This window comes from Streptococcus taonis (assembly GCF_029948085.1).
Lineage (GTDB): Bacteria > Bacillota > Bacilli > Lactobacillales > Streptococcaceae > Streptococcus > Streptococcus taonis.
This window is the reverse complement of the sequence record NZ_JARZZP010000010.1, coordinates 26,312-45,559: the sequence shown is the minus strand read 5'-3', so window position 1 is coordinate 45,559 and position 19,248 is coordinate 26,312. Positions and strand designations below refer to the sequence as shown.

Here is a 19,248-nt window from a genome sequence, read left to right as displayed (position 1 = left end):
TAGGGAATTCAGCTTTTTTGATAGAATCGTCCTTTATTTTCGAATAAAGAGAAAAGGAGGAATGATTATGCTGACGGTAGAAGAAAAAAATTTTTTAGATCACTATAAAAATGCTTCCTATCATCGTTTTTATGAGATTGAGCGCTTCACTAGTCTCTGTCAAAAGTTAGACAAATGGCCACCACAGGCTGACAAGCTTTAGACTTTTTGATATACTAGAACAAATTAAAACATAGGAGAGAATGAATGAACGTATATGGCAGATTAGAAGAGGAACCAACTCCATCTTGGACGGGAATTCAGGATGATTTAGTTGGGAGAGAGGAGCGCTTCGAGGATGAACCAAGTTCATTTGCTCCCTTACCATTATTTAAGATCCTAATCTGGAGCACTTTAGTTGTACTTGTATCTGTAGTTCTTCCTTTCTTGCTAGGACTAACTAGCCCAGAGCAGGCACAAGATTTTTATATGGGATGGGCGATGCACCAGGGGGGAGATATCTACACAGACTATTTTGGAACGAGTGGCCTTCTCTATTACTTTTTACAGTATCTAAGCAAGGGTAGTATTTTGTTTGCAGTCTTTACTTGGTTTGCTCTAGTGGGTGCTGGTATTTTTCTTTTCCGTTCAACTTATGCCTTGACGGAGGAGAACAAGCAGTCGCAACAAGTGTTGACCATCTTTTATCTTCTTGCTGGAGGACTTAGCTTTGGCGGTGGTTATGCCACCATTTTGGCCCTTCCATTCCTGTTTTACGCTCTTAGTTTAGTAACAAGGTATTTGGTAGAGTATAATCATGACAAAGGTTTCGTGCGTATTGGGATTAGCCTGGCTCTAGCATTTTTCTTTGCCCCTCTAGTTACAGCTCTATATGCTCTAGTCTTATTCTTTGCATTGTTAGCCTTTAATATTGGGCGTGGTCGCTTAGTTCATGGGCTCTATCAATTTTTTGCAGCTGGTCTTGGGTTCTCACTTTTCTTTTATTCAATTGGTTACTATACGGCTTATAATGGGAGTTTCGGAAGTGCTATCAGTCAAATTCTCTATCCAGTAGATAGTTTGAAGTTTATGTCCAATCCAGCCTTGCTGGACAACCTCCTTTTTTATGGATTATTAACAATTGGTCTTGGAGGATTAAGATTCGTATTTACAGGACTTTTCCAGTCTAAACCAAGTAAGCAATATGTCTTATCTATTTTTGCTTCAGTAGCTATCTTATTGTTACTAGGATTGGAAATTTTCTCTACAGAACCGATTCACGGTAGTCGTCTAGCTACTTTTCTTCCGTTCTTGTCCATTCTTCTATTGACTCACATTCGAACTGGGGAATTAGAAGGAGTCAATCGCCGTAGAAGACATCGAGAAGTACCCTCAATATGGGCAATATTTCTTCAGGGTAATGTCTATTTGCCAGTGTTAGCTTTGGCCTACCTATTTTTGGCTCCTCTGGTAGCCCGTTATGTTCTTCACTCAGAACAATATCTAGAACGAACTCGTATAGAAACTACGGTTAAAGGACAAACACAGGCAACAGATCGTATTTATATATGGGATGATCTTACTAATGGTTATAAGACTAGTGAACGTTTAGCAGCTAGTCAGTTGCTATCACCAAAATTATATACTGGCCTTGATGCAAATCGTAGCAAACTTGTCAATGATTTACGTGATAACCAGCCTAAAGTGATTGTGGTCAATACCAAAACAGCTCTTTGGACGGAAGTAGAACAGCTTCTGGCAGAAAGTTATCAACCAGTTCAAAGTGAATTCAAAGACTTTAAACTTTACAAATTAAAATAAAATAATCAATATCTAGTGTAAATTTTATGAAAATAGGAATTTTAATACTAGATATTGATTTTTATTTTTATAGTGATATAATACTTTAAGAAAGAAAATTTAAGAAAAGAGCCTGGATATGATTGTATTAGAAGAGAAAACAAACCCTGATCCAACCTTATTCGTCGAAAAGCGTGACGGTAGACGCGTCATTTTTGATGTAGATAAGATTGATAAAGCCTTGCACAAGGCTGCGGAAAAAGTCATGGATGTAACCCCCTTGGTCGAAAAGCGTCTTAATACTCTAGTTGAACGTATTGTAGAAGAGATTCATAGTCGCTTTCCTCAAGGTGTAAAAATCTATGAAATCCAAAATATCGTAGAACATGAGTTATTGGAAGCTAAAGAATATGCCTTGGCAGAGGAATATATCACTTACCGAACTCAAAGGGATTTTGAGCGCTCAAAAGCAACAGATATCAACTTCAGTATCCATAAACTTCTCAACAAAGACCAGGCAGTTGTCAATGAGAATGCTAATAAAGATAGTGATGTTTTTAATACCCAGCGTGATTTGACGGCGGGGATTGTTGGGAAATCAATCGGTCTTCAAATGCTGCCTAAGCATGTAGCCAATGCCCACCAAAAGGGAGATATCCACTATCACGATTTGGACTATAGCCCCTACACCCCTATGACCAACTGTTGTTTGATTGATTTCAAGGGGATGTTGGAAAATGGTTTTAAGATTGGGAATGCAGAGGTAGAAAGTCCCAAGTCTATCCAGACTGCGACAGCTCAGATTTCCCAAATCATTGCCAACGTTGCTTCTAGCCAGTACGGGGGATGTTCAGCTGACCGTATTGATGAAGTCTTGGCTCCTTATGCAGAAAAAAATTACCAAAAACACCTCAAAGATGCAGAGGAATGGGTACTGCCTGACAAGCGCGAAGAATATGCTTGGAAGAAAACCCAAAAAGACATCTATGATGCCATGCAATCTCTAGAGTACGAGATTAATACCCTCTTTACATCAAATGGACAAACACCCTTTACTTCCCTTGGTTTCGGTCTAGGAACCAATCGTTTTGAACGAGAAATTCAAAAAGCTATCTTGACCATTCGTATCAAGGGTCTTGGTTCAGAACACCGTACAGCCATCTTCCCGAAACTTATCTTTACTCTTAAAAGAGGTCTTAACTTAGAGGAAGGCTCACCTAACTACGATATCAAGCAGTTGGCCCTTGAATGCGCAACTAAGCGCATGTATCCAGATGTTTTGTCTTACGATAAGATTATCGAATTGACAGGTTCCTTCAAGGTTCCGATGGGATGTCGTTCATTCCTTCAAGGATGGAAGGATGAAAATGGAGTTGAAGTTAACTCTGGCCGTATGAATCTAGGTGTCGTGACGGTCAATCTCCCTCGTATTGCCCTCGAATCAGAAGGCGACTTGAATAAGTTCTGGGAACTTTTCAACGAACGTATGAATATCGCAGAAGATGCTCTAGTTTATCGTGTGGAAAGAACCAAGGAAGCCACTCCAGCTAATGCTCCTATCCTTTATCAATACGGAGCTTTTGGCCGTCGTCTTGGTAAGGAAGAAAGTGTTGACGAGCTCTTTAAGAATCGCCGTGCTACTGTTTCGCTTGGCTACATTGGACTTTATGAAGTAGCGACTGTCTTCTTTGATAATAATTGGGAAACCAATCCAGAAGCTAAAGAATTAACCCTTGATATCATTCGAGATATGAAACATCGAGTGGAAGAGTGGTCTGACCAATATGGATATCACTTTTCTATCTATTCGACACCATCTGAAAGTTTGACAGACCGTTTCTGTCGCTTGGATACGGAGAAATTCGGCTCTATTCCAGATATCACAGATAAAGAATACTACACAAATTCCTTCCATTATGATGTCCGCAAAAATCCAACACCTTTTGAAAAATTGGACTTTGAGAAAGTCTACCCAGAAGCGGGTGCATCTGGTGGCTTTATCCACTACTGCGAGTACCCAGTTCTCCAACAAAATCCAAAGGCTTTGGAAGCTGTTTGGGATTATGCTTATGACCGTGTAGGTTATCTCGGAACCAATACTCCGATTGACCGTTGCTACAAGTGTGATTTTGAAGGAGATTTTGAACCTACTGAGAGAGGATTTGCTTGTCCTAACTGTGGGAATAACGATCCTAAAACAGTAGATGTGGTTAAACGGACCTGTGGCTATCTTGGGAACCCACAAGCCCGTCCGATGGTTAATGGGCGTCACAAAGAAATTGCTGCGCGTGTCAAACACATGAACGGTTCTACTATCAAAACAGCAGGACATGAAGTAAGAAATTAGAAAGAAATAGAATGGGAAAATATCAATTAGACGATAAGGGCAAGGCCTTGGTTCAACGGTTTCACGAGAAACATTCAAAGGGTGGAGTCAATAAAAAAGACCGAGTGGCTAGCCTAAGAGAGCAATTTTTAAATAAGAATAAGAAAAAGTGAGAGTCCGCTCTCGCTTTTCTCTTAGCTGGAGGTAAAAATGATACTACGCAGACCAACATTGGCAGATAAAGAAACAATTTTAGAGATGATGGCAGAGTTTGAACAGACTCAATCAGCCCACGATGGCGGATTTTGGGATGCTGAGAACTTTGATTATGAGAATTGGCTAGAAACTAACCGTAATAAAGAAATGGGAATAGGGCTGCCTGAAAATCGCGTTCCATCGATACAGTTCGTATTGTTTGATGAAACAGGCCATGCTTTAGGTTTTCTAAATTTACGGTTGAGACTAAATGAGGGGTTGCTGAATTATGCTGGCCATATTGGCTATTCTATCCGCCCTTCCGAAAGAGGCAAAGGATATGCCAAGGAAGCTCTCCGTCAAGGTCTAAAAATTGCTAAAGGAAAGAACATCCATCGTGCTCTGGTGACTTGTAGCACAGAAAATCCAGCAAGCCGAGCTGTTATCTTAGCTAATGGTGGGGAGTTGGAGGATGTTCGAAACGGAACGGAGCGCTATTGGATAGACTTGGAGTAGAAAGCATGACATGGAATACACCAAAACCAGGCGAGTGGAAGAGTGAGGAGCTTAGTCAAGGGCGTATCATTGACTATAAGGCTTTTAACTTTGTGGATGGAGAAGGGGTGCGCAACTCCCTTTATGTAGCCGGCTGCATGTTTCACTGTGAGGGCTGTTACAATGTAGCGACCTGGTCTTTCAATGCAGGAATTCCTTATACGCCAGAGTTGGAAGAACAAATCATGGCAGACTTAGCCCAGCCTTATGTTCAAGGCTTGACTTTGCTAGGAGGAGAGCCATTCCTCAATACAGGTATTCTTTTGCCCCTTGTAAAACGCATTCGAAAGGAATTGCCAGAAAAAGACATCTGGTCTTGGACAGGCTACACTTGGGAAGAAATGATGCTGGAAACTCCAGATAAGCTAGAGCTTTTATCTATGATTGATATCCTGGTCGATGGTCGCTATGATCGGAGCAAGAGAAATCTTATGCTTCAATTCCGCGGCTCTTCCAATCAACGAATTATCGATGTACAAAAGTCTCTCCAAAGTGGAAAGGTAGTCATTTGGGACAAGCTTAACGATGGAAAAGAAAGCTATGAACAGGTGAAGAGAGAATGAAGAAAAAAGAATTAATAGAAAGACTAGTATCAGAAATAGAGTCGGGAAAAGTAAAAACGCTGGGTATCTACGGTCACGGCGCTTCAGGAAAATCAACTTTTGCTCAAGAATTGTACCAAATATTGGATGCTGAAAAGGTAAATTTACTAGAGACAGATCCCTATATTACTTCGGGACGACATTTAGTAGTACCTAAAGAGACACCAGACCAAAAGGTGACAGCATGTTTACCGGTAGCGCATGAGCTGGCAAGTTTACAAAGAGATATTCTTGCTCTGCAAGCGGGTATGGACATCTTGACAATTGAGGAACCTTGGAAGGCTAGCGAGATCTTATCTGGAGCAAAACCAATTCTGATAGTCGAAGGGATGTCTGTGGGTTTTCTACCCAAGGAACTCTTTGACAAAATCATTTGTTTCTACACAGATGAGGAGACCGAATTAAAGAGACGTCTAGCTCGAGATACGACTGTGAGAAATGGCGATGCATCCATTATATTGGCTAGTCAGCAGATGAGACGAGAGCAGTATCTACAATACTATAAAGAAACCGAGTCAAGAGCTGATATCTTGGTAGATCAATCAGATGATAAATTTCAAATTAAAACTAACATTATATAGAAGAAAAGACAGATAATCTAGCACTTAAATATGAAAATTTATTAAAATGGAATAAGAAAACAGTTTCATCTAAAAAATTTAAAAAAACCTGTCAAATCCCTTGCAATCGCAGGGGCTTTGTGTTATTCTATTATGGTGCTGTAAATTACAGCTTTAGCTTTGATGCAAGAGGTTGCGACACGCTCGGTTGCATTGCCACGCAACGCGCGTCGGTTTTCTTGTGGAGCTAGCCTATTATCTTAAATAGACGAAAAGGAGAAAAAGATGGCAAACAAAAAAATCCGTATCCGTTTGAAAGCTTACGAACACCGTACGCTTGACACAGCGGCTGCAAAAATCGTAGAATCAGCTACTCGTACAGGTGCACAAGTTGCGGGTCCAATCCCACTTCCAACTGAGCGTAGCCTCTACACAATTATTCGTGCGACTCACAAATACAAAGACTCTCGCGAACAATTTGAAATGCGTACACACAAACGTTTGATCGATATCGTTAACCCAACTCAAAAAACAGTTGACGCTTTGATGAAATTGGATCTTCCAAGTGGTGTAAACGTAGAAATCAAACTTTAATCTAAAATATAAAAGAGCAGAAGCTGGTGTTTCAATTTAATTGAACACGGGCTAAACTCGGTGTGAAAAAGATAAACCTCCCAGTGTCTGCAAGACACTGCGTCAGTTTCCTATTTTCACTTTGAGTTTGACGCCCTTTGTATCTTAGACTTGAGCATAAAAAACGCTCGTTAAAAACTTTTTGAATAAAAAATATAGAAAAGGAACTATTTTCTCATGACAAAAGGAATCTTAGGGAAAAAAGTGGGAATGACTCAAATCTTCACTGAAGCTGGCGAATTGATCCCTGTAACAGTTATTGAAGCAACTCCAAACGTTGTTCTTCAAGTTAAAACTGTTGAAACAGACGGATACAACGCTATCCAAGTTGGTTTCGATGACAAACGCGAAGTATTGAGCAACAAACCTGCTAAAGGACATGTAGCAAAAGCTAACACGGCTCCTAAGCGCTTCATTCGTGAATTCAAAAACGTTGAAGGCTTGGAAGTTGGTGCTGAAATCACAGTTGAAACTTTCGCAGCTGGAGATGTTGTTGACGTAACTGGTACTTCTAAAGGTAAAGGTTTCCAAGGTGTTATCAAACGCCACGGACAATCACGTGGACCTATGGCTCACGGTTCTCGTTACCACCGTCGTCCAGGTTCTATGGGACCTGTTGCACCTAACCGCGTATTCAAAGGTAAAAACCTTGCAGGACGTATGGGTGGCGACCGTGTAACAATTCAAAACCTTGAAGTTGTACAAGTTGTTCCAGAAAAGAACGTTATCCTTATCAAAGGTAACGTACCAGGTGCTAAGAAATCTCTTATCACTATCAAATCAGCAGTTAAAGCTGGTAAATAATAAGGAAAGGGGAATACAGTCAAAATGGCAAATGTAACATTATTCGACCAAACTGGTAAACAAGCGGGCGAAGTTGTTCTTAACGATGCAATCTTTGGTATCGAACCAAACCAATCTGTTGTGTTTGATGTCATCATCAGCCAACGTGCTAGCCTTCGTCAAGGAACTCACGCTGTTAAAAACCGTTCAGCCGTTTCAGGTGGCGGACGCAAACCATGGCGTCAAAAAGGAACTGGACGTGCTCGTCAAGGTTCTATCCGCTCTCCACAATGGCGTGGTGGTGGAATTGTCTTCGGACCAACTCCACGTAGCTATGCGTACAAACTTCCTCAAAAAGTTCGTCGCCTTGCACTAAAATCTGTTTACTCAGAAAAAGTTGCTGAAAACAAATTTGTAGCCGTTGATTCTCTTGAATTTACAGCTCCAAAAACTGCTGAATTTGCAAAAGTTCTTGCAGCTTTGAGCATCGATTCTAAAGTCCTTGTTATTCTTGAAGAAGGAAACGAATTCGCAGCTCTTTCAGCTCGTAACCTTCCAAACGTGAAAGTTGCGACTGCTACAACTGCAAGTGTTCTTGACATCGCAAATAGTGACAAACTTCTTGTTACTCAAGCAGCTATCTCTAAAATCGAGGAGGTTCTTGCATAATGAATTTGTATGATGTTATCAAAAAACCTGTTATCACTGAAAGCTCAATGGCTCAACTTGAAGCAGGCAAATATGTATTTGAAGTTGACACTCGTGCGCACAAACTTTTGATCAAGCAAGCTGTTGAAGCTGCTTTCGAAGGTGTTAAAGTTGCAAATGTTAACACAATTAACGTAAAACCTAAAGCTAAACGTGTTGGACGTTACACTGGTTTTACTAACAAAACTAAAAAAGCTATCATCACTCTTACAGCTGATTCAAAAGCAATCGAGTTGTTTGCTGCTGAAGCTGAATAATCTAAGGAGGAAATATCGTGGGAATTCGTGTTTATAAACCAACAACAAACGGTCGCCGTAATATGACTTCTTTGGATTTCGCTGAAATCACAACAAGCACACCTGAAAAAACTTTGCTTGTTGCTTTGAAGAACAAGGCTGGTCGTAACAACAACGGTCGTATCACAGTTCGTCACCAAGGTGGTGGACACAAACGTTTCTACCGTTTGGTTGACTTTAAACGTAACAAAGATAACGTTGAAGCAGTTGTTAAAACTATCGAGTACGATCCAAACCGTTCTGCAAACATCGCTCTTGTACACTACACTGACGGTGTGAAAGCATACATCATCGCTCCAAAAGGTCTTGAAGTTGGTCAACGTATCGTTTCAGGTCCTGAAGCAGATATCAAAGTAGGTAACGCTCTTCCACTTGCTAATATCCCAGTTGGTACTTTGGTCCACAACATTGAGTTGAAACCAGGTCGTGGTGGTGAATTGGTTCGTGCTGCTGGAGCTTCTGCTCAAGTATTGGGACAAGAAGGTAAATACGTTCTTGTTCGTCTTCAATCAGGCGAAGTTCGTATGATTCTTGGAACTTGTCGTGCTACAGTTGGTGTTGTCGGAAACGAACAACATGGACTTGTAAACCTTGGTAAAGCAGGACGTAGCCGCTGGAAAGGTATCCGCCCAACAGTTCGTGGTTCTGTAATGAACCCTAACGATCACCCACACGGTGGTGGTGAAGGTAAAGCACCAGTTGGTCGTAAAGCACCATCTACTCCATGGGGCAAACCTGCTCTTGGTCTTAAAACTCGTAACAAGAAAGCGAAATCTGACAAACTTATCGTTCGTCGTCGCAACGAGAAATAATTTAAAACTAGTCGCTTAAGCAACTAGGAAATTCCGCCAGCTCGGTAGCGCTCCTTGTGAGCGCAAGCCGCTGTGGTACAAAATTTAAAGGAGAAAATATAAAAATGGGACGCAGTCTTAAAAAAGGACCTTTCGTCGATGAGCATTTGATGAAAAAAGTTGAAGCTCAAGCTAACGACGAAAAGAAAAAAGTTATCAAAACTTGGTCACGTCGTTCAACGATCTTCCCAAGTTTCATTGGTTACACAATCGCAGTTTATGATGGACGTAAACACGTACCTGTTTACATCCAAGAAGACATGGTAGGTCACAAACTTGGTGAATTTGCACCAACTCGTACTTACAAAGGTCACGCCGCAGACGACAAGAAGACACGTAGAAAATAAGGAGAACATAAATGGCAGAAATTACTTCAGCTAAAGCAATGGCTCGCACAGTACGTGTTTCACCTCGTAAATCACGTCTTGTTCTTGACAACATCCGTGGTAAAAGCGTAGCCGATGCAATCGCAATTTTGACATTCACTCCAAACAAAGCTGCTGAAATCATCTTGAAAGTTTTGAACTCAGCTGTAGCTAACGCTGAAAACAACTTTGGTTTGGATAAAGCTAACTTGGTAGTATCTGAAGCATTCGCAAACGAAGGACCAACTATGAAACGTTTCCGTCCACGTGCGAAAGGTTCAGCTTCACCAATCAACAAACGTACAGCTCACATCACTGTAGCTGTTGCAGAAAAATAAGGAGGTAAAATCGTGGGTCAAAAAGTACATCCAATTGGTATGCGTGTCGGCATCATCCGTGATTGGGATGCCAAATGGTATGCTGAAAAAGAATACGCGGATTACCTTCATGAAGATCTTGCAATCCGTAAATTCGTTCAAAAAGAACTTGCTGACGCAGCTGTTTCAACTATTGAAATTGAACGCGCAGTAAACAAAGTTAACGTTTCACTTCACACTGCTAAACCAGGTATGGTTATCGGTAAAGGTGGTGCTAACGTTGATGCACTCCGTGCTAAACTTAACAAATTGACTGGAAAACAAGTACACATCAACATCATCGAAATCAAACAACCTGATTTGGATGCTCACCTTGTTGGTGAAGGAATTGCTCGTCAATTGGAGCAACGTGTTGCTTTCCGTCGTGCACAAAAACAAGCAATCCAACGTGCTATGCGTGCTGGAGCTAAAGGAATCAAAACTCAAGTATCAGGTCGTTTGAACGGTGCAGATATCGCCCGTGCTGAAGGATACTCTGAAGGAACTGTTCCACTTCACACACTTCGTGCAGATATCGATTACGCTTGGGAAGAAGCAGACACTACATACGGTAAACTTGGTGTTAAAGTATGGATCTACCGTGGTGAAGTTCTTCCAGCTCGTAAAAACACTAAAGGAGGTAAATAACCAATGTTAGTACCTAAACGTGTTAAACACCGTCGTGAATTCCGTGGTAAAATGCGTGGTGAAGCTAAAGGTGGAAAAGAAGTAGCATTCGGTGAATACGGTCTTCAAGCTACAACTAGCCACTGGATCACTAACCGCCAAATCGAAGCTGCTCGTATCGCCATGACTCGTTACATGAAACGTGGTGGTAAAGTTTGGATTAAAATCTTCCCACACAAATCATACACAGCTAAAGCTATCGGGGTTCGTATGGGATCTGGTAAAGGGGCACCTGAAGGTTGGGTAGCACCAGTTAAACGTGGTAAAGTAATGTTTGAAGTTGCTGGTGTTTCTGAAGAGATCGCTCGCGAAGCGCTTCGTCTTGCAAGCCACAAATTGCCAGTTAAATGTAAATTCGTAAAACGTGAAGCAGAATAAGGAGAAGGCATGAAACTTAATGAAGTAAAAGAATTTGTTAAAGAACTTCGTGGTCTTTCTCAAGAAGAACTCGCGAAGCGCGAAAACGAATTGAAAAAAGAATTGTTTGAACTTCGTTTCCAAGCTGCTACTGGTCAATTAGAACAAACAGCTCGCTTGAAAGAAGTTAAAAAACAAATCGCTCGTATCAAAACAGTTCAATCTGAAGCGAAATAATAGACTAGGGAAGGAGAAATTTCAATGGAACGCAATAATCGTAAAGTTCTTGTTGGACGTGTTGTATCTGACAAAATGGACAAGACAATCACAGTTGTAGTTGAAACAAAACGTAACCACCCAGTCTATGGTAAACGTATTAACTACTCTAAAAAATACAAAGCACATGATGAAAACAATGTTGCCAAAGAAGGCGATATCGTACGTATCATGGAAACTCGTCCGCTTTCAGCTACAAAACGTTTCCGTCTTGTAGAAGTCGTTGAAGAAGCGGTTATCATTTAATCAAACCTGAAAGGAGAAAACTGAAATGATTCAAACAGAAACTCGTTTGAAAGTCGCAGACAACAGCGGTGCACGCGAAATCTTGACTATCAAAGTTCTTGGTGGTTCTAAACGTAAATTTGCGAACATCGGTGATGTTATTGTGGCATCTGTAAAACAAGCTACTCCTGGTGGTGCGGTTAAAAAAGGTGACGTTGTTAAAGCAGTTATCGTTCGTACTAAATCAGGTGCTCGTCGTGCTGATGGTTCATACATCAAATTTGACGAAAACGCAGCAGTTATCATCCGTGAAGATAAAACTCCTCGCGGAACACGTATCTTTGGCCCAGTTGCACGTGAATTGCGTGAAGGTGGCTTCATGAAGATCGTGTCACTTGCTCCAGAAGTACTTTAATTTTTAGAAACAAACTAGTCCCCTGGATTTACCTCCAGGGTGCCCTTATGGGCGTAAGAAAAATCAAGGAGAAACCTAATGTTTGTAAAAAAAGGCGACAAAGTTCGCGTAATCGCTGGTAAAGATAAGGGAACAGAAGCTGTTGTCCTTACTGCCCTTCCAAAAGTAAACAAAGTTATCGTTGAAGGTGTTAATATCGTTAAGAAACACCAACGTCCAACTAACGAACTTCCTCAAGGTGGTATCATCGAGAAGGAAGCGGCTATCCACGTATCAAACGTTCAAGTTTTGGACAAAAACGGTGTAGCTGGTCGTGTTGGTTACAAATTTGTAGACGGTAAAAAAGTTCGCTACAACAAAAAATCAGGCGAAGTGCTTGATTAATCACGAAGGAAAGGAGAAGTATAATGGCAAATCGTTTAAAAGAAAAATATCTTAATGAAGTAGTTCCTGCTTTGACAGAACAATTCAACTACTCATCAGTGATGGCTGTGCCTAAAGTAGATAAGATCGTTTTGAACATGGGTGTTGGTGAAGCTGTATCAAACGCTAAAAGCCTTGAAAAAGCTGCTGAAGAATTGGCGCTTATCTCAGGTCAAAAACCACTTATCACTAAAGCTAAAAAATCAATCGCCGGCTTCCGTCTTCGTGAAGGTGTTGCGATCGGTGCAAAAGTTACCCTTCGTGGTGAACGTATGTACGAATTCTTGGATAAATTGGTTTCAGTTTCACTTCCACGTGTGCGTGACTTCCATGGTGTTCCAACAAAATCATTTGATGGACGCGGAAACTACACACTTGGTGTGAAAGAACAATTGATCTTCCCAGAAATCAACTTTGATGACGTTGACAAAACTCGTGGTCTTGACATCGTTATCGTAACTACTGCTAACACTGACGAAGAGTCACGTGCATTGCTTACAGGCCTTGGAATGCCTTTTGCAAAATAATATAGGAGGTATAACTAATGGCTAAAAAATCTATGATTGCTAAGAACAAACGCCCAGCGAAGTTCTCTACTCAAGCATACACTCGCTGTGAACGTTGTGGACGTCCACACTCAGTTTACCGCAAGTTTAAACTTTGCCGTGTTTGCTTCCGTGAATTGGCATATAAAGGTCAAATCCCTGGTGTAACAAAAGCATCTTGGTAATTTAAGATATCAAGGGCGTCAAAACTCCAAGTGAAAATAGGAAACTTGACGAAGAAACTGAAGTTTCTAGGAAAGTTTATCTTTTTCACACAGAGTTTAGCCCGGGTTCAGTTGGGCTTGCCAATTTGAACACGAGCTACAGCTTTGGCAAAAAAGACCAATTTGCTTTGGAGCATCGCTCCTGCATCAAATTGCCTATTTTTGCTCTTGCTGTTACGCTCTTTGTATCATGTATTAACTAGCAAGTGCAACTTGCAAACTACTAGTAAGAGGAGAAAAATAAAATGGTTATGACTGACCCAATCGCAGACTTCCTAACTCGTATTCGTAACGCTAACCAAGCAAAACACGAAGTACTTGAAGTACCTGCATCAAACATCAAAAAAGGGATTGCAGAAATCCTTAAACGCGAAGGTTTTGTTAAGAACGTAGAAATCATCGAAGATGACAAACAAGGCATCATCCGTGTATTCCTTAAATACGGACCAAACGGTGAAAAAGTTATCACAAACTTGAAACGTGTTTCTAAACCAGGACTTCGTGTCTACAAAAAACGTGAAGACCTTCCAAAAGTACTTAACGGTCTTGGAATTGCTATCCTTTCAACTTCTGAAGGTTTGCTTACTGATAAAGAAGCACGCCAAAAGAACGTTGGTGGTGAGGTTATCGCTTACGTTTGGTAATATTTAGCTCCCAATTTCTTTGTGACTCGTCGTTATCGTCTCTTGCCTAACCCAAAGTTATGTCTGCTAGACTATGCCTAGATTCACTTTGAAATTGAAACCTAAATATTCCTTTAAATCGAGAAATCGATTTAACCCCGTGAAAACTGGCCAACATGGCCTGACAATTTAACAGGAGAATAAAAACATGTCACGTATTGGTAATAAAGTTATCGTGTTGCCTGCTGGTGTTGAAATCACTAACAATGACAACGTTGTAACTGTAAAAGGACCTAAAGGAGAACTTACTCGTGAGTTCTCAAAAGATATTGAAATTCGTGTGGAAGGTACTGAAGTAACTCTTCACCGTCCAAACGATTCAAAAGAAATGAAAACTATCCACGGAACTACTCGTGCTCTTTTGAACAACATGGTTATTGGTGTATCAGAAGGATTCAAGAAACAACTTGAAATGCGTGGGGTTGGTTACCGTGCACAACTTCAAGGATCAAAACTTGTTTTGGCTGTTGGTAAATCACATCCAGACGAAGTTGAAGCTCCAGAAGGAATTACTTTTGAACTTCCAAACCCAACAACAATCGTTGTTAGCGGAATTTCAAAAGAAGTAGTTGGTCAAACAGCTGCTTACGTACGTAGCCTTCGTTCACCAGAACCATACAAAGGTAAAGGTATCCGTTACGTTGGCGAATATGTTCGTCTTAAAGAAGGTAAAACAGGTAAATAATATTGAGTGGTTGATTTTCAGCCACCAATATCATTTCCAACTTTGTGCATAGCACACGATTTAAAACTAAAGAGGTGAAAACTGTGATTTCTAAACCAGATAAAAACAAACTCCGCCAAAAACGCCACCGTCGCGTTCGCGGAAAACTCTCTGGAACTGCTGATCGCCCACGTTTGAACGTATTCCGTTCTAATACAGGCATCTACGCTCAAGTTATTGATGACGTAGCGGGTGTAACGCTCGCAAGTGCTTCAACTCTTGACAAAGAAGTTTCAAAAGGAACAAAAACTGAACAAGCCGTTGCTGTCGGTAAACTCGTTGCAGAACGTGCAAACGCTAAAGGTATTTCAGAAGTGGTGTTCGACCGCGGTGGATATCTATATCACGGACGTGTGAAAGCTTTGGCTGATGCAGCTCGTGAAAACGGATTGAAATTCTAATAGGAGGACACTAGAAAATGGCATTTAAAGACAATGCAGTTGAATTAGAAGAACGCGTAGTTGCTGTTAACCGTGTTACTAAAGTTGTTAAAGGTGGACGTCGTCTTCGTTTTGCAGCTCTTGTAGTCGTTGGTGACCACAACGGTCGCGTAGGATTTGGTACTGGTAAAGCTCAAGAAGTTCCAGAAGCAATCCGCAAAGCAGTAGAAGATGCTAAGAAAAACTTGATCGAAGTTCCTATGGTTGGAACAACAATCCCACACGAAGTTATTTCAGAATTCGGTGGAGCTAAAGTATTGTTGAAACCAGCTGTAGAAGGTTCTGGAGTTGCCGCTGGTGGTGCTGTTCGTGCCGTTATCGAGTTGGCAGGTGTAGCTGATGTTACATCTAAATCTCTTGGCTCAAATACTCCAATCAACATTGTTCGCGCAACTGTTGAAGGTTTGAAACAATTGAAACGCGCTGAAGAAGTTGCTGCCCTTCGTGGTATCTCAGTTTCTGATTTGGCATAAGAAAGGGGATAAAATGGCTCAAATTAAAATTACTTTGACTAAGTCTCCAATCGGACGCATTCCATCACAACGTAAAACTGTTGTAGCACTTGGACTTGGCAAATTGAACAGCTCTGTTATTAAAGAAGATAACGCTGCAATTCGTGGTATGATCACTGCAGTATCTCACTTGGTAACAGTTGAAGAAGTAAACTAATGAAATTTTAGGGGATGTGCAGTATACCATCCCCTAAAACTAGATATAGTCATCTTTGATGACAAAGGTATAGGCGAGTTGATAGGAGAGACAACCTTTTCTCTCTTATCGGCGCTAGCATTTTACAAAAGAGGAGAAAATATATAATGAAACTTCATGAATTGAAACCTGCAGAAGGTTCTCGTAAAACTCGTAACCGTGTTGGTCGTGGTACTTCATCAGGTAACGGTAAAACATCTGGACGTGGTCAAAAAGGTCAAAAAGCTCGTAGCGGTGGCGGAGTTCGCCTTGGTTTTGAAGGTGGACAAACTCCATTGTTCCGTCGTCTTCCAAAACGTGGATTTACTAACATCAACGCTAAAGAATACGCAATTGTTAACCTTGACCAATTGAACGTCTTTGAAGATGGTGCAGAAGTAACTCCAGTTGTTCTTATCGAAGCAGGAATTGTTAAAGCTGAAAAATCAGGTATCAAAATCCTTGGTAACGGTGAGTTGACTAAGAAATTGTCTGTGAAAGCAGCTAAATTCTCTAAATCAGCTGAAGAAGCTATCACTGCTAAAGGTGGTTCAGTAGAAGTCATCTAAGAGAGGTGACCTATGTTTTTTAAATTATTGAGAGAAGCTCTCAAGGTTAAGCAGGTTCGATCAAAAATTCTTTTTACAATTTTTATCGTTTTGGTCTTCCGTATCGGGACTAGTATTACAGTTCCATGGGTCAATGCCAACAGCTTGAATGCTTTGAGTGGTCTATCTTTTCTAAATATGTTGAGCTTGGTGTCTGGTAATGCCATGAAAAACTTCTCAGTTTTTGCACTTGGTGTTAGTCCATACATTACCGCTTCTATCGTTGTCCAGCTCTTACAAATGGATTTATTACCAAAGTTTGTGGAATGGGGCAAACAAGGGGAAGTTGGTCGTAGAAAATTGAATCAAGCAACTCGTTACATTGCCCTTGTACTTGCATTTGTGCAATCTATCGGGATTACAGCTGGTTTTAATGCTTTATCTGGAGCTAAACTCTTGACTGTTCCTCTAACACCACAAGTTTTCCTTGTGATTGGAGGGATCCTAACAGCAGGTAGTATGATTGTTACTTGGTTAGGTGAACAGATTACTGATAAGGGATATGGGAATGGTGTTTCTATGATCATCTTTGCAGGGATTGTTGCTTCAATTCCTGATATGATCAAGGGCATCTATGTAGACTATTTTGTCAACGTACCAAGTGACCGCTTGAACTCATCTCTCATTTTTGTAGGAATTTTAATCGTAGCTGTCTTGTTGATTATCTATTTCACAACATATGTGCAACAAGCAGAATATAAGATTCCAATTCAGTATACCAAGGTAGCGCAAGGTGCTCCATCTAGTTCATATCTGCCTTTGAAGATTAACCCTGCTGGAGTTATCCCGGTTATCTTTGCAAGTTCCATCACAGCAGCACCAGCAGCAATTTTGCAATTTGTTAGTGCATCTGGACTGGACTGGGCTTGGGTTCGTACCGCTCAGGAGTTGTTGTCGACAACAGCGCCAACAGGTATTGCTCTATATGCTTTGTTGATTATTCTCTTTACATTCTTCTATACATTTGTACAGATTAATCCTGAGAAAGCAGCAGAGAATTTACAAAAGAGCGGTGCTTACATTCACGGTGTCCGTCCTGGTAAAGGGACTGAAGAATATATGTCAAAACTTCTTCGTCGTCTTGCCACAGTCGGCTCACTCTTCCTTGGTGTGATTTCTATTTTACCGATTGTGGCTAAGGATGTCTTTGGTCTTTCAGAAGTCGTTGCTTTTGGAGGTACCAGTCTCTTGATCATTATCTCAACAGGTATTGAAGGAATCAAACAATTGGAAGGTTATCTATTGAAACGTAAATATGTTGGTTTCATGAATACAACAGAATAATTGTAATAGAAAATAAAATTCACTATTGCTCAGAGAGTGGAGTGTAAAAATCAAAGACCTTGTCAGATTTTTTACTCCTCTCTTCTATTTTGTTCTTAAATAGGAGTTGAAATGAATTTTTGCTTCTATTTAAAAACAAAAAAGGAGTTTGAATCATGAATCTTTTGATTATGGGATTGCCTGGTGCAGGTAAGGGAACACAAGCAGCTAGAATTGTGGAACAATTTCATGTAGCTCATATCTCAACAGGAGATATGTTCCGAGCTGCGATGGCTAACCAAACTGAAATGGGTGTTCTAGCCAAGTCTTACATTGATAAGGGTGAGTTGGTTCCAGATGAAGTTACAAACGGAATCGTTAAAGAACGTTTGGCTCAAGGTGACATTAAGGAAAAAGGATTCCTCTTAGACGGTTTCCCTCGTACCATTGAACAAGCCCACGCTTTGGATCAAATTTTGGTAGACCTTGGTCTAGAACTTGAGGGTGTAATTAATATTGAAGTAGATCCATCATGCCTACTCGAACGTTTGAGTGGTCGTATCATTCACCGTGAAACTGGCGAAACTTTCCACAAAGTTTTCAATCCACCAGTTGATTACAAAGAAGAAGACTACTATCAACGTGAAGATGACAAACCAGAAACAGTAAAACGTCGTTTGGATGTCAATATTGCCCAAGGTGAACCGATTATTGCCCACTATCGTGCTAAAGGTTTGGTACATGATATCGAAGGTAATCAAGATATCAATGATGTATTTGCAGATATCGAAAAAGTATTGACAAATTTGAAATAAAAGCGTTTTTCATGCTTGCAAAATGTCTCTACAAATGTTATACTGAGTTAGTCTGACTTATAATTGTTGTCTCTGTGTCTAGAGGCATCAAATCGAAATTTATGGAGGTACTTTTGCGTGGCAAAAGACGATGTGATTGAAGTTGAAGGCAAAGTAGTTGATACCATGCCGAATGCAATGTTTACGGTTGAACTTGAAAATGGACATCAGATTTTAGCAACAGTTTCTGGTAAAATTCGTAAAAACTATATTCGTATTTTAGCGGGAGATCGTGTTACTGTCGAAATGAGTCCATATGACTTGACACGTGGACGTATCACTTACCGCTTTAAATAATCGAAAAACTTGGAGGGATAAGAAATGAAAGTAAGACCATCGGTCAAACCAATTTGCGAATACTGTAAAGTAATTCGTCGTAATGGTCGTGTTATGGTAATTTGCCCAGCAAATCCAAAACACAAACAACGTCAAGGATAAGATAGAAAGGAGAAAACATGGCTCGTATTGCTGGAGTTGACATTCCAAATGACAAACGCGTAGTAATTTCATTGACTTATGTGTACGGTATCGGACTTCCAACATCTAAGAAAATCTTGGCAGCTGCTGGAATTTCAGAAGATGTACGTGTTCGCGATCTTACACCAGATCAAGAAGATGCTATCCGTCGTGAAGTGGATGCAATTAAAGTTGAAGGTGACCTTCGTCGTGAAGTTAACTTGAACATCAAACGTTTGATGGAAATCGGTTCATACCGTGGTATCCGTCACCGTCGTGGACTTCCTGTCCGTGGACAAAACACTAAAAACAACGCTCGCACTCGTAAAGGTAAAGCTGTTGCGATTGCTGGTAAGAAAAAATAATATAGGA

General features: G+C 40.7%; 33 protein-coding genes. All 33 read left to right on the top strand.

All coding sequences use genetic code 11. From position 1 onward, the window contains the following. The first annotated feature begins 67 nt into the window (after positions 1-67). The 33 genes from QEZ38_RS06590 (at position 68) to rpsM (ending at position 19,241) form a co-directional block, all read left to right on the top strand. On the top strand, positions 68-202 hold the full coding sequence (locus tag QEZ38_RS06590) for a hypothetical protein (RefSeq protein WP_265586415.1): 135 nt from the start codon (positions 68-70) through the stop codon (positions 200-202). A 44-nt stretch (positions 203-246) separates the two neighbouring features. Then, on the top strand, positions 247-1,800 hold the full coding sequence (locus QEZ38_RS06585) for a damage-inducible protein CinA (protein WP_281335387.1): 1,554 nt from the start codon (positions 247-249) through the stop codon (positions 1,798-1,800). A 118-nt stretch (positions 1,801-1,918) separates the two neighbouring features. Beyond that, positions 1,919-4,126 carry an anaerobic ribonucleoside-triphosphate reductase gene (nrdD, locus tag QEZ38_RS06580; RefSeq protein WP_281335386.1) on the top strand — a complete coding sequence of 736 codons (2,208 nt, stop codon included), beginning with the start codon at positions 1,919-1,921 and terminating at the stop codon, positions 4,124-4,126. Between the two features lie 11 nt (positions 4,127-4,137). After that, positions 4,138-4,278 carry a hypothetical protein gene (locus tag QEZ38_RS06575; protein WP_000521611.1) on the top strand — a complete coding sequence of 47 codons (141 nt, stop codon included), beginning with the start codon at positions 4,138-4,140 and terminating at the stop codon, positions 4,276-4,278. Positions 4,279-4,315: 37 nt separating this feature from the next. Next, positions 4,316-4,816 carry a GNAT family N-acetyltransferase gene (locus QEZ38_RS06570; protein WP_281335385.1) on the top strand — a complete coding sequence of 167 codons (501 nt, stop codon included), beginning with the start codon at positions 4,316-4,318 and terminating at the stop codon, positions 4,814-4,816. 5 nt (positions 4,817-4,821) lie between these two features. Then, positions 4,822-5,418: an anaerobic ribonucleoside-triphosphate reductase activating protein gene (gene nrdG / locus QEZ38_RS06565; protein WP_075230997.1), complete on the top strand. Its 597-nt coding sequence runs from the start codon at positions 4,822-4,824 to the stop codon at positions 5,416-5,418. After that, entirely contained in the window at positions 5,415-6,038 is a 624-nt protein-coding gene (locus tag QEZ38_RS06560; RefSeq protein WP_281335384.1) for a uridine kinase family protein, read from the top strand. The genes nrdG and QEZ38_RS06560 overlap by 4 nt, the downstream gene beginning before the upstream one ends. 264 nt (positions 6,039-6,302) lie before the next feature. After that, the gene (gene rpsJ / locus QEZ38_RS06555) at positions 6,303-6,611 is read left to right on the top strand and encodes a 30S ribosomal protein S10 (RefSeq protein WP_001284513.1); all 309 of its coding nucleotides are present in this window, start codon (positions 6,303-6,305) and stop codon (positions 6,609-6,611) included. Positions 6,612-6,827: 216 nt separating this feature from the next. Further along, the gene (rplC, locus tag QEZ38_RS06550; protein WP_000160197.1) at positions 6,828-7,454 is read left to right on the top strand and encodes a 50S ribosomal protein L3; all 627 of its coding nucleotides are present in this window, start codon (positions 6,828-6,830) and stop codon (positions 7,452-7,454) included. A gap of 24 nt (positions 7,455-7,478) precedes the next feature. Further along, positions 7,479-8,102 carry a 50S ribosomal protein L4 gene (gene rplD / locus QEZ38_RS06545; RefSeq protein WP_000024549.1) on the top strand — a complete coding sequence of 208 codons (624 nt, stop codon included), beginning with the start codon at positions 7,479-7,481 and terminating at the stop codon, positions 8,100-8,102. After that, on the top strand, positions 8,102-8,398 hold the full coding sequence (locus QEZ38_RS06540; protein ID WP_001055347.1) for a 50S ribosomal protein L23: 297 nt from the start codon (positions 8,102-8,104) through the stop codon (positions 8,396-8,398). The genes rplD and QEZ38_RS06540 overlap by 1 nt, the downstream gene beginning before the upstream one ends. Before the next feature lie 17 nt (positions 8,399-8,415). After that, positions 8,416-9,249: a 50S ribosomal protein L2 gene (rplB, locus tag QEZ38_RS06535; protein ID WP_000512914.1), complete on the top strand. Its 834-nt coding sequence runs from the start codon at positions 8,416-8,418 to the stop codon at positions 9,247-9,249. Between the two features lie 104 nt (positions 9,250-9,353). Continuing rightward, positions 9,354-9,635 (top strand): 30S ribosomal protein S19, encoded by a 282-nt coding sequence (rpsS, locus tag QEZ38_RS06530; RefSeq protein ID WP_000533766.1) that lies wholly within the window; start codon positions 9,354-9,356, stop codon positions 9,633-9,635. 11 nt (positions 9,636-9,646) lie between these two features. Continuing rightward, on the top strand, positions 9,647-9,991 hold the full coding sequence (gene rplV / locus QEZ38_RS06525) for a 50S ribosomal protein L22 (protein ID WP_000818137.1): 345 nt from the start codon (positions 9,647-9,649) through the stop codon (positions 9,989-9,991). A gap of 12 nt (positions 9,992-10,003) precedes the next feature. Continuing rightward, the gene (gene rpsC, locus QEZ38_RS06520) at positions 10,004-10,657 is read left to right on the top strand and encodes a 30S ribosomal protein S3 (RefSeq protein WP_000529936.1); all 654 of its coding nucleotides are present in this window, start codon (positions 10,004-10,006) and stop codon (positions 10,655-10,657) included. Positions 10,658-10,660: 3 nt separating this feature from the next. Continuing rightward, on the top strand, positions 10,661-11,074 hold the full coding sequence (gene rplP / locus QEZ38_RS06515; RefSeq protein ID WP_000960948.1) for a 50S ribosomal protein L16: 414 nt from the start codon (positions 10,661-10,663) through the stop codon (positions 11,072-11,074). A gap of 9 nt (positions 11,075-11,083) precedes the next feature. After that, positions 11,084-11,290, top strand: coding sequence for a 50S ribosomal protein L29 (gene rpmC / locus QEZ38_RS06510; RefSeq protein ID WP_000772918.1), 207 nt, complete (start codon positions 11,084-11,086; stop codon positions 11,288-11,290). 24 nt (positions 11,291-11,314) lie between these two features. Beyond that, complete coding sequence (gene rpsQ, locus QEZ38_RS06505; RefSeq protein ID WP_000440801.1) at positions 11,315-11,575, top strand: 30S ribosomal protein S17; 261 nt, start codon at positions 11,315-11,317, stop codon at positions 11,573-11,575. 25 nt (positions 11,576-11,600) lie between these two features. Next, positions 11,601-11,969: a 50S ribosomal protein L14 gene (gene rplN / locus QEZ38_RS06500; RefSeq protein WP_000616548.1), complete on the top strand. Its 369-nt coding sequence runs from the start codon at positions 11,601-11,603 to the stop codon at positions 11,967-11,969. A 78-nt stretch (positions 11,970-12,047) separates the two neighbouring features. Continuing rightward, positions 12,048-12,353 carry a 50S ribosomal protein L24 gene (gene rplX, locus QEZ38_RS06495; RefSeq protein WP_000497691.1) on the top strand — a complete coding sequence of 102 codons (306 nt, stop codon included), beginning with the start codon at positions 12,048-12,050 and terminating at the stop codon, positions 12,351-12,353. Between the two features lie 23 nt (positions 12,354-12,376). Next, a complete protein-coding gene (gene rplE / locus QEZ38_RS06490) occupies positions 12,377-12,919 on the top strand; it encodes a 50S ribosomal protein L5 (protein ID WP_000013542.1) in 543 nt (180 codons plus the stop codon). A 17-nt stretch (positions 12,920-12,936) separates the two neighbouring features. After that, positions 12,937-13,122 (top strand): type Z 30S ribosomal protein S14, encoded by a 186-nt coding sequence (locus tag QEZ38_RS06485; protein ID WP_001085699.1) that lies wholly within the window; start codon positions 12,937-12,939, stop codon positions 13,120-13,122. 284 nt (positions 13,123-13,406) lie between these two features. Continuing rightward, complete coding sequence (gene rpsH / locus QEZ38_RS06480) at positions 13,407-13,805, top strand: 30S ribosomal protein S8 (protein ID WP_000245504.1); 399 nt, start codon at positions 13,407-13,409, stop codon at positions 13,803-13,805. A 187-nt stretch (positions 13,806-13,992) separates the two neighbouring features. Beyond that, positions 13,993-14,529 (top strand): 50S ribosomal protein L6, encoded by a 537-nt coding sequence (rplF, locus tag QEZ38_RS06475; protein WP_000086625.1) that lies wholly within the window; start codon positions 13,993-13,995, stop codon positions 14,527-14,529. 83 nt (positions 14,530-14,612) lie between these two features. Then, positions 14,613-14,969, top strand: coding sequence for a 50S ribosomal protein L18 (gene rplR / locus QEZ38_RS06470; protein ID WP_000624044.1), 357 nt, complete (start codon positions 14,613-14,615; stop codon positions 14,967-14,969). A gap of 17 nt (positions 14,970-14,986) precedes the next feature. Continuing rightward, entirely contained in the window at positions 14,987-15,481 is a 495-nt protein-coding gene (gene rpsE, locus QEZ38_RS06465; protein ID WP_000874203.1) for a 30S ribosomal protein S5, read from the top strand. A gap of 13 nt (positions 15,482-15,494) precedes the next feature. Further along, a complete protein-coding gene (gene rpmD, locus QEZ38_RS06460; RefSeq protein WP_000057241.1) occupies positions 15,495-15,677 on the top strand; it encodes a 50S ribosomal protein L30 in 183 nt (60 codons plus the stop codon). 146 nt (positions 15,678-15,823) lie between these two features. Continuing rightward, complete coding sequence (gene rplO, locus QEZ38_RS06455) at positions 15,824-16,264, top strand: 50S ribosomal protein L15 (RefSeq protein WP_000766078.1); 441 nt, start codon at positions 15,824-15,826, stop codon at positions 16,262-16,264. 12 nt (positions 16,265-16,276) lie between these two features. Continuing rightward, positions 16,277-17,587 (top strand): preprotein translocase subunit SecY, encoded by a 1,311-nt coding sequence (gene secY / locus QEZ38_RS06450; RefSeq protein WP_281335383.1) that lies wholly within the window; start codon positions 16,277-16,279, stop codon positions 17,585-17,587. 155 nt (positions 17,588-17,742) lie between these two features. Further along, entirely contained in the window at positions 17,743-18,381 is a 639-nt protein-coding gene (locus QEZ38_RS06445; RefSeq protein WP_281335382.1) for an adenylate kinase, read from the top strand. Positions 18,382-18,498: 117 nt separating this feature from the next. Then, positions 18,499-18,717 carry a translation initiation factor IF-1 gene (gene infA / locus QEZ38_RS06440; RefSeq protein WP_001029883.1) on the top strand — a complete coding sequence of 73 codons (219 nt, stop codon included), beginning with the start codon at positions 18,499-18,501 and terminating at the stop codon, positions 18,715-18,717. Between the two features lie 24 nt (positions 18,718-18,741). Continuing rightward, a complete protein-coding gene (gene rpmJ, locus QEZ38_RS06435) occupies positions 18,742-18,858 on the top strand; it encodes a 50S ribosomal protein L36 (protein WP_001808836.1) in 117 nt (38 codons plus the stop codon). A 17-nt stretch (positions 18,859-18,875) separates the two neighbouring features. Next, complete coding sequence (gene rpsM / locus QEZ38_RS06430; protein WP_000090783.1) at positions 18,876-19,241, top strand: 30S ribosomal protein S13; 366 nt, start codon at positions 18,876-18,878, stop codon at positions 19,239-19,241. Positions 19,242-19,248: the final 7 nt, after the last annotated feature.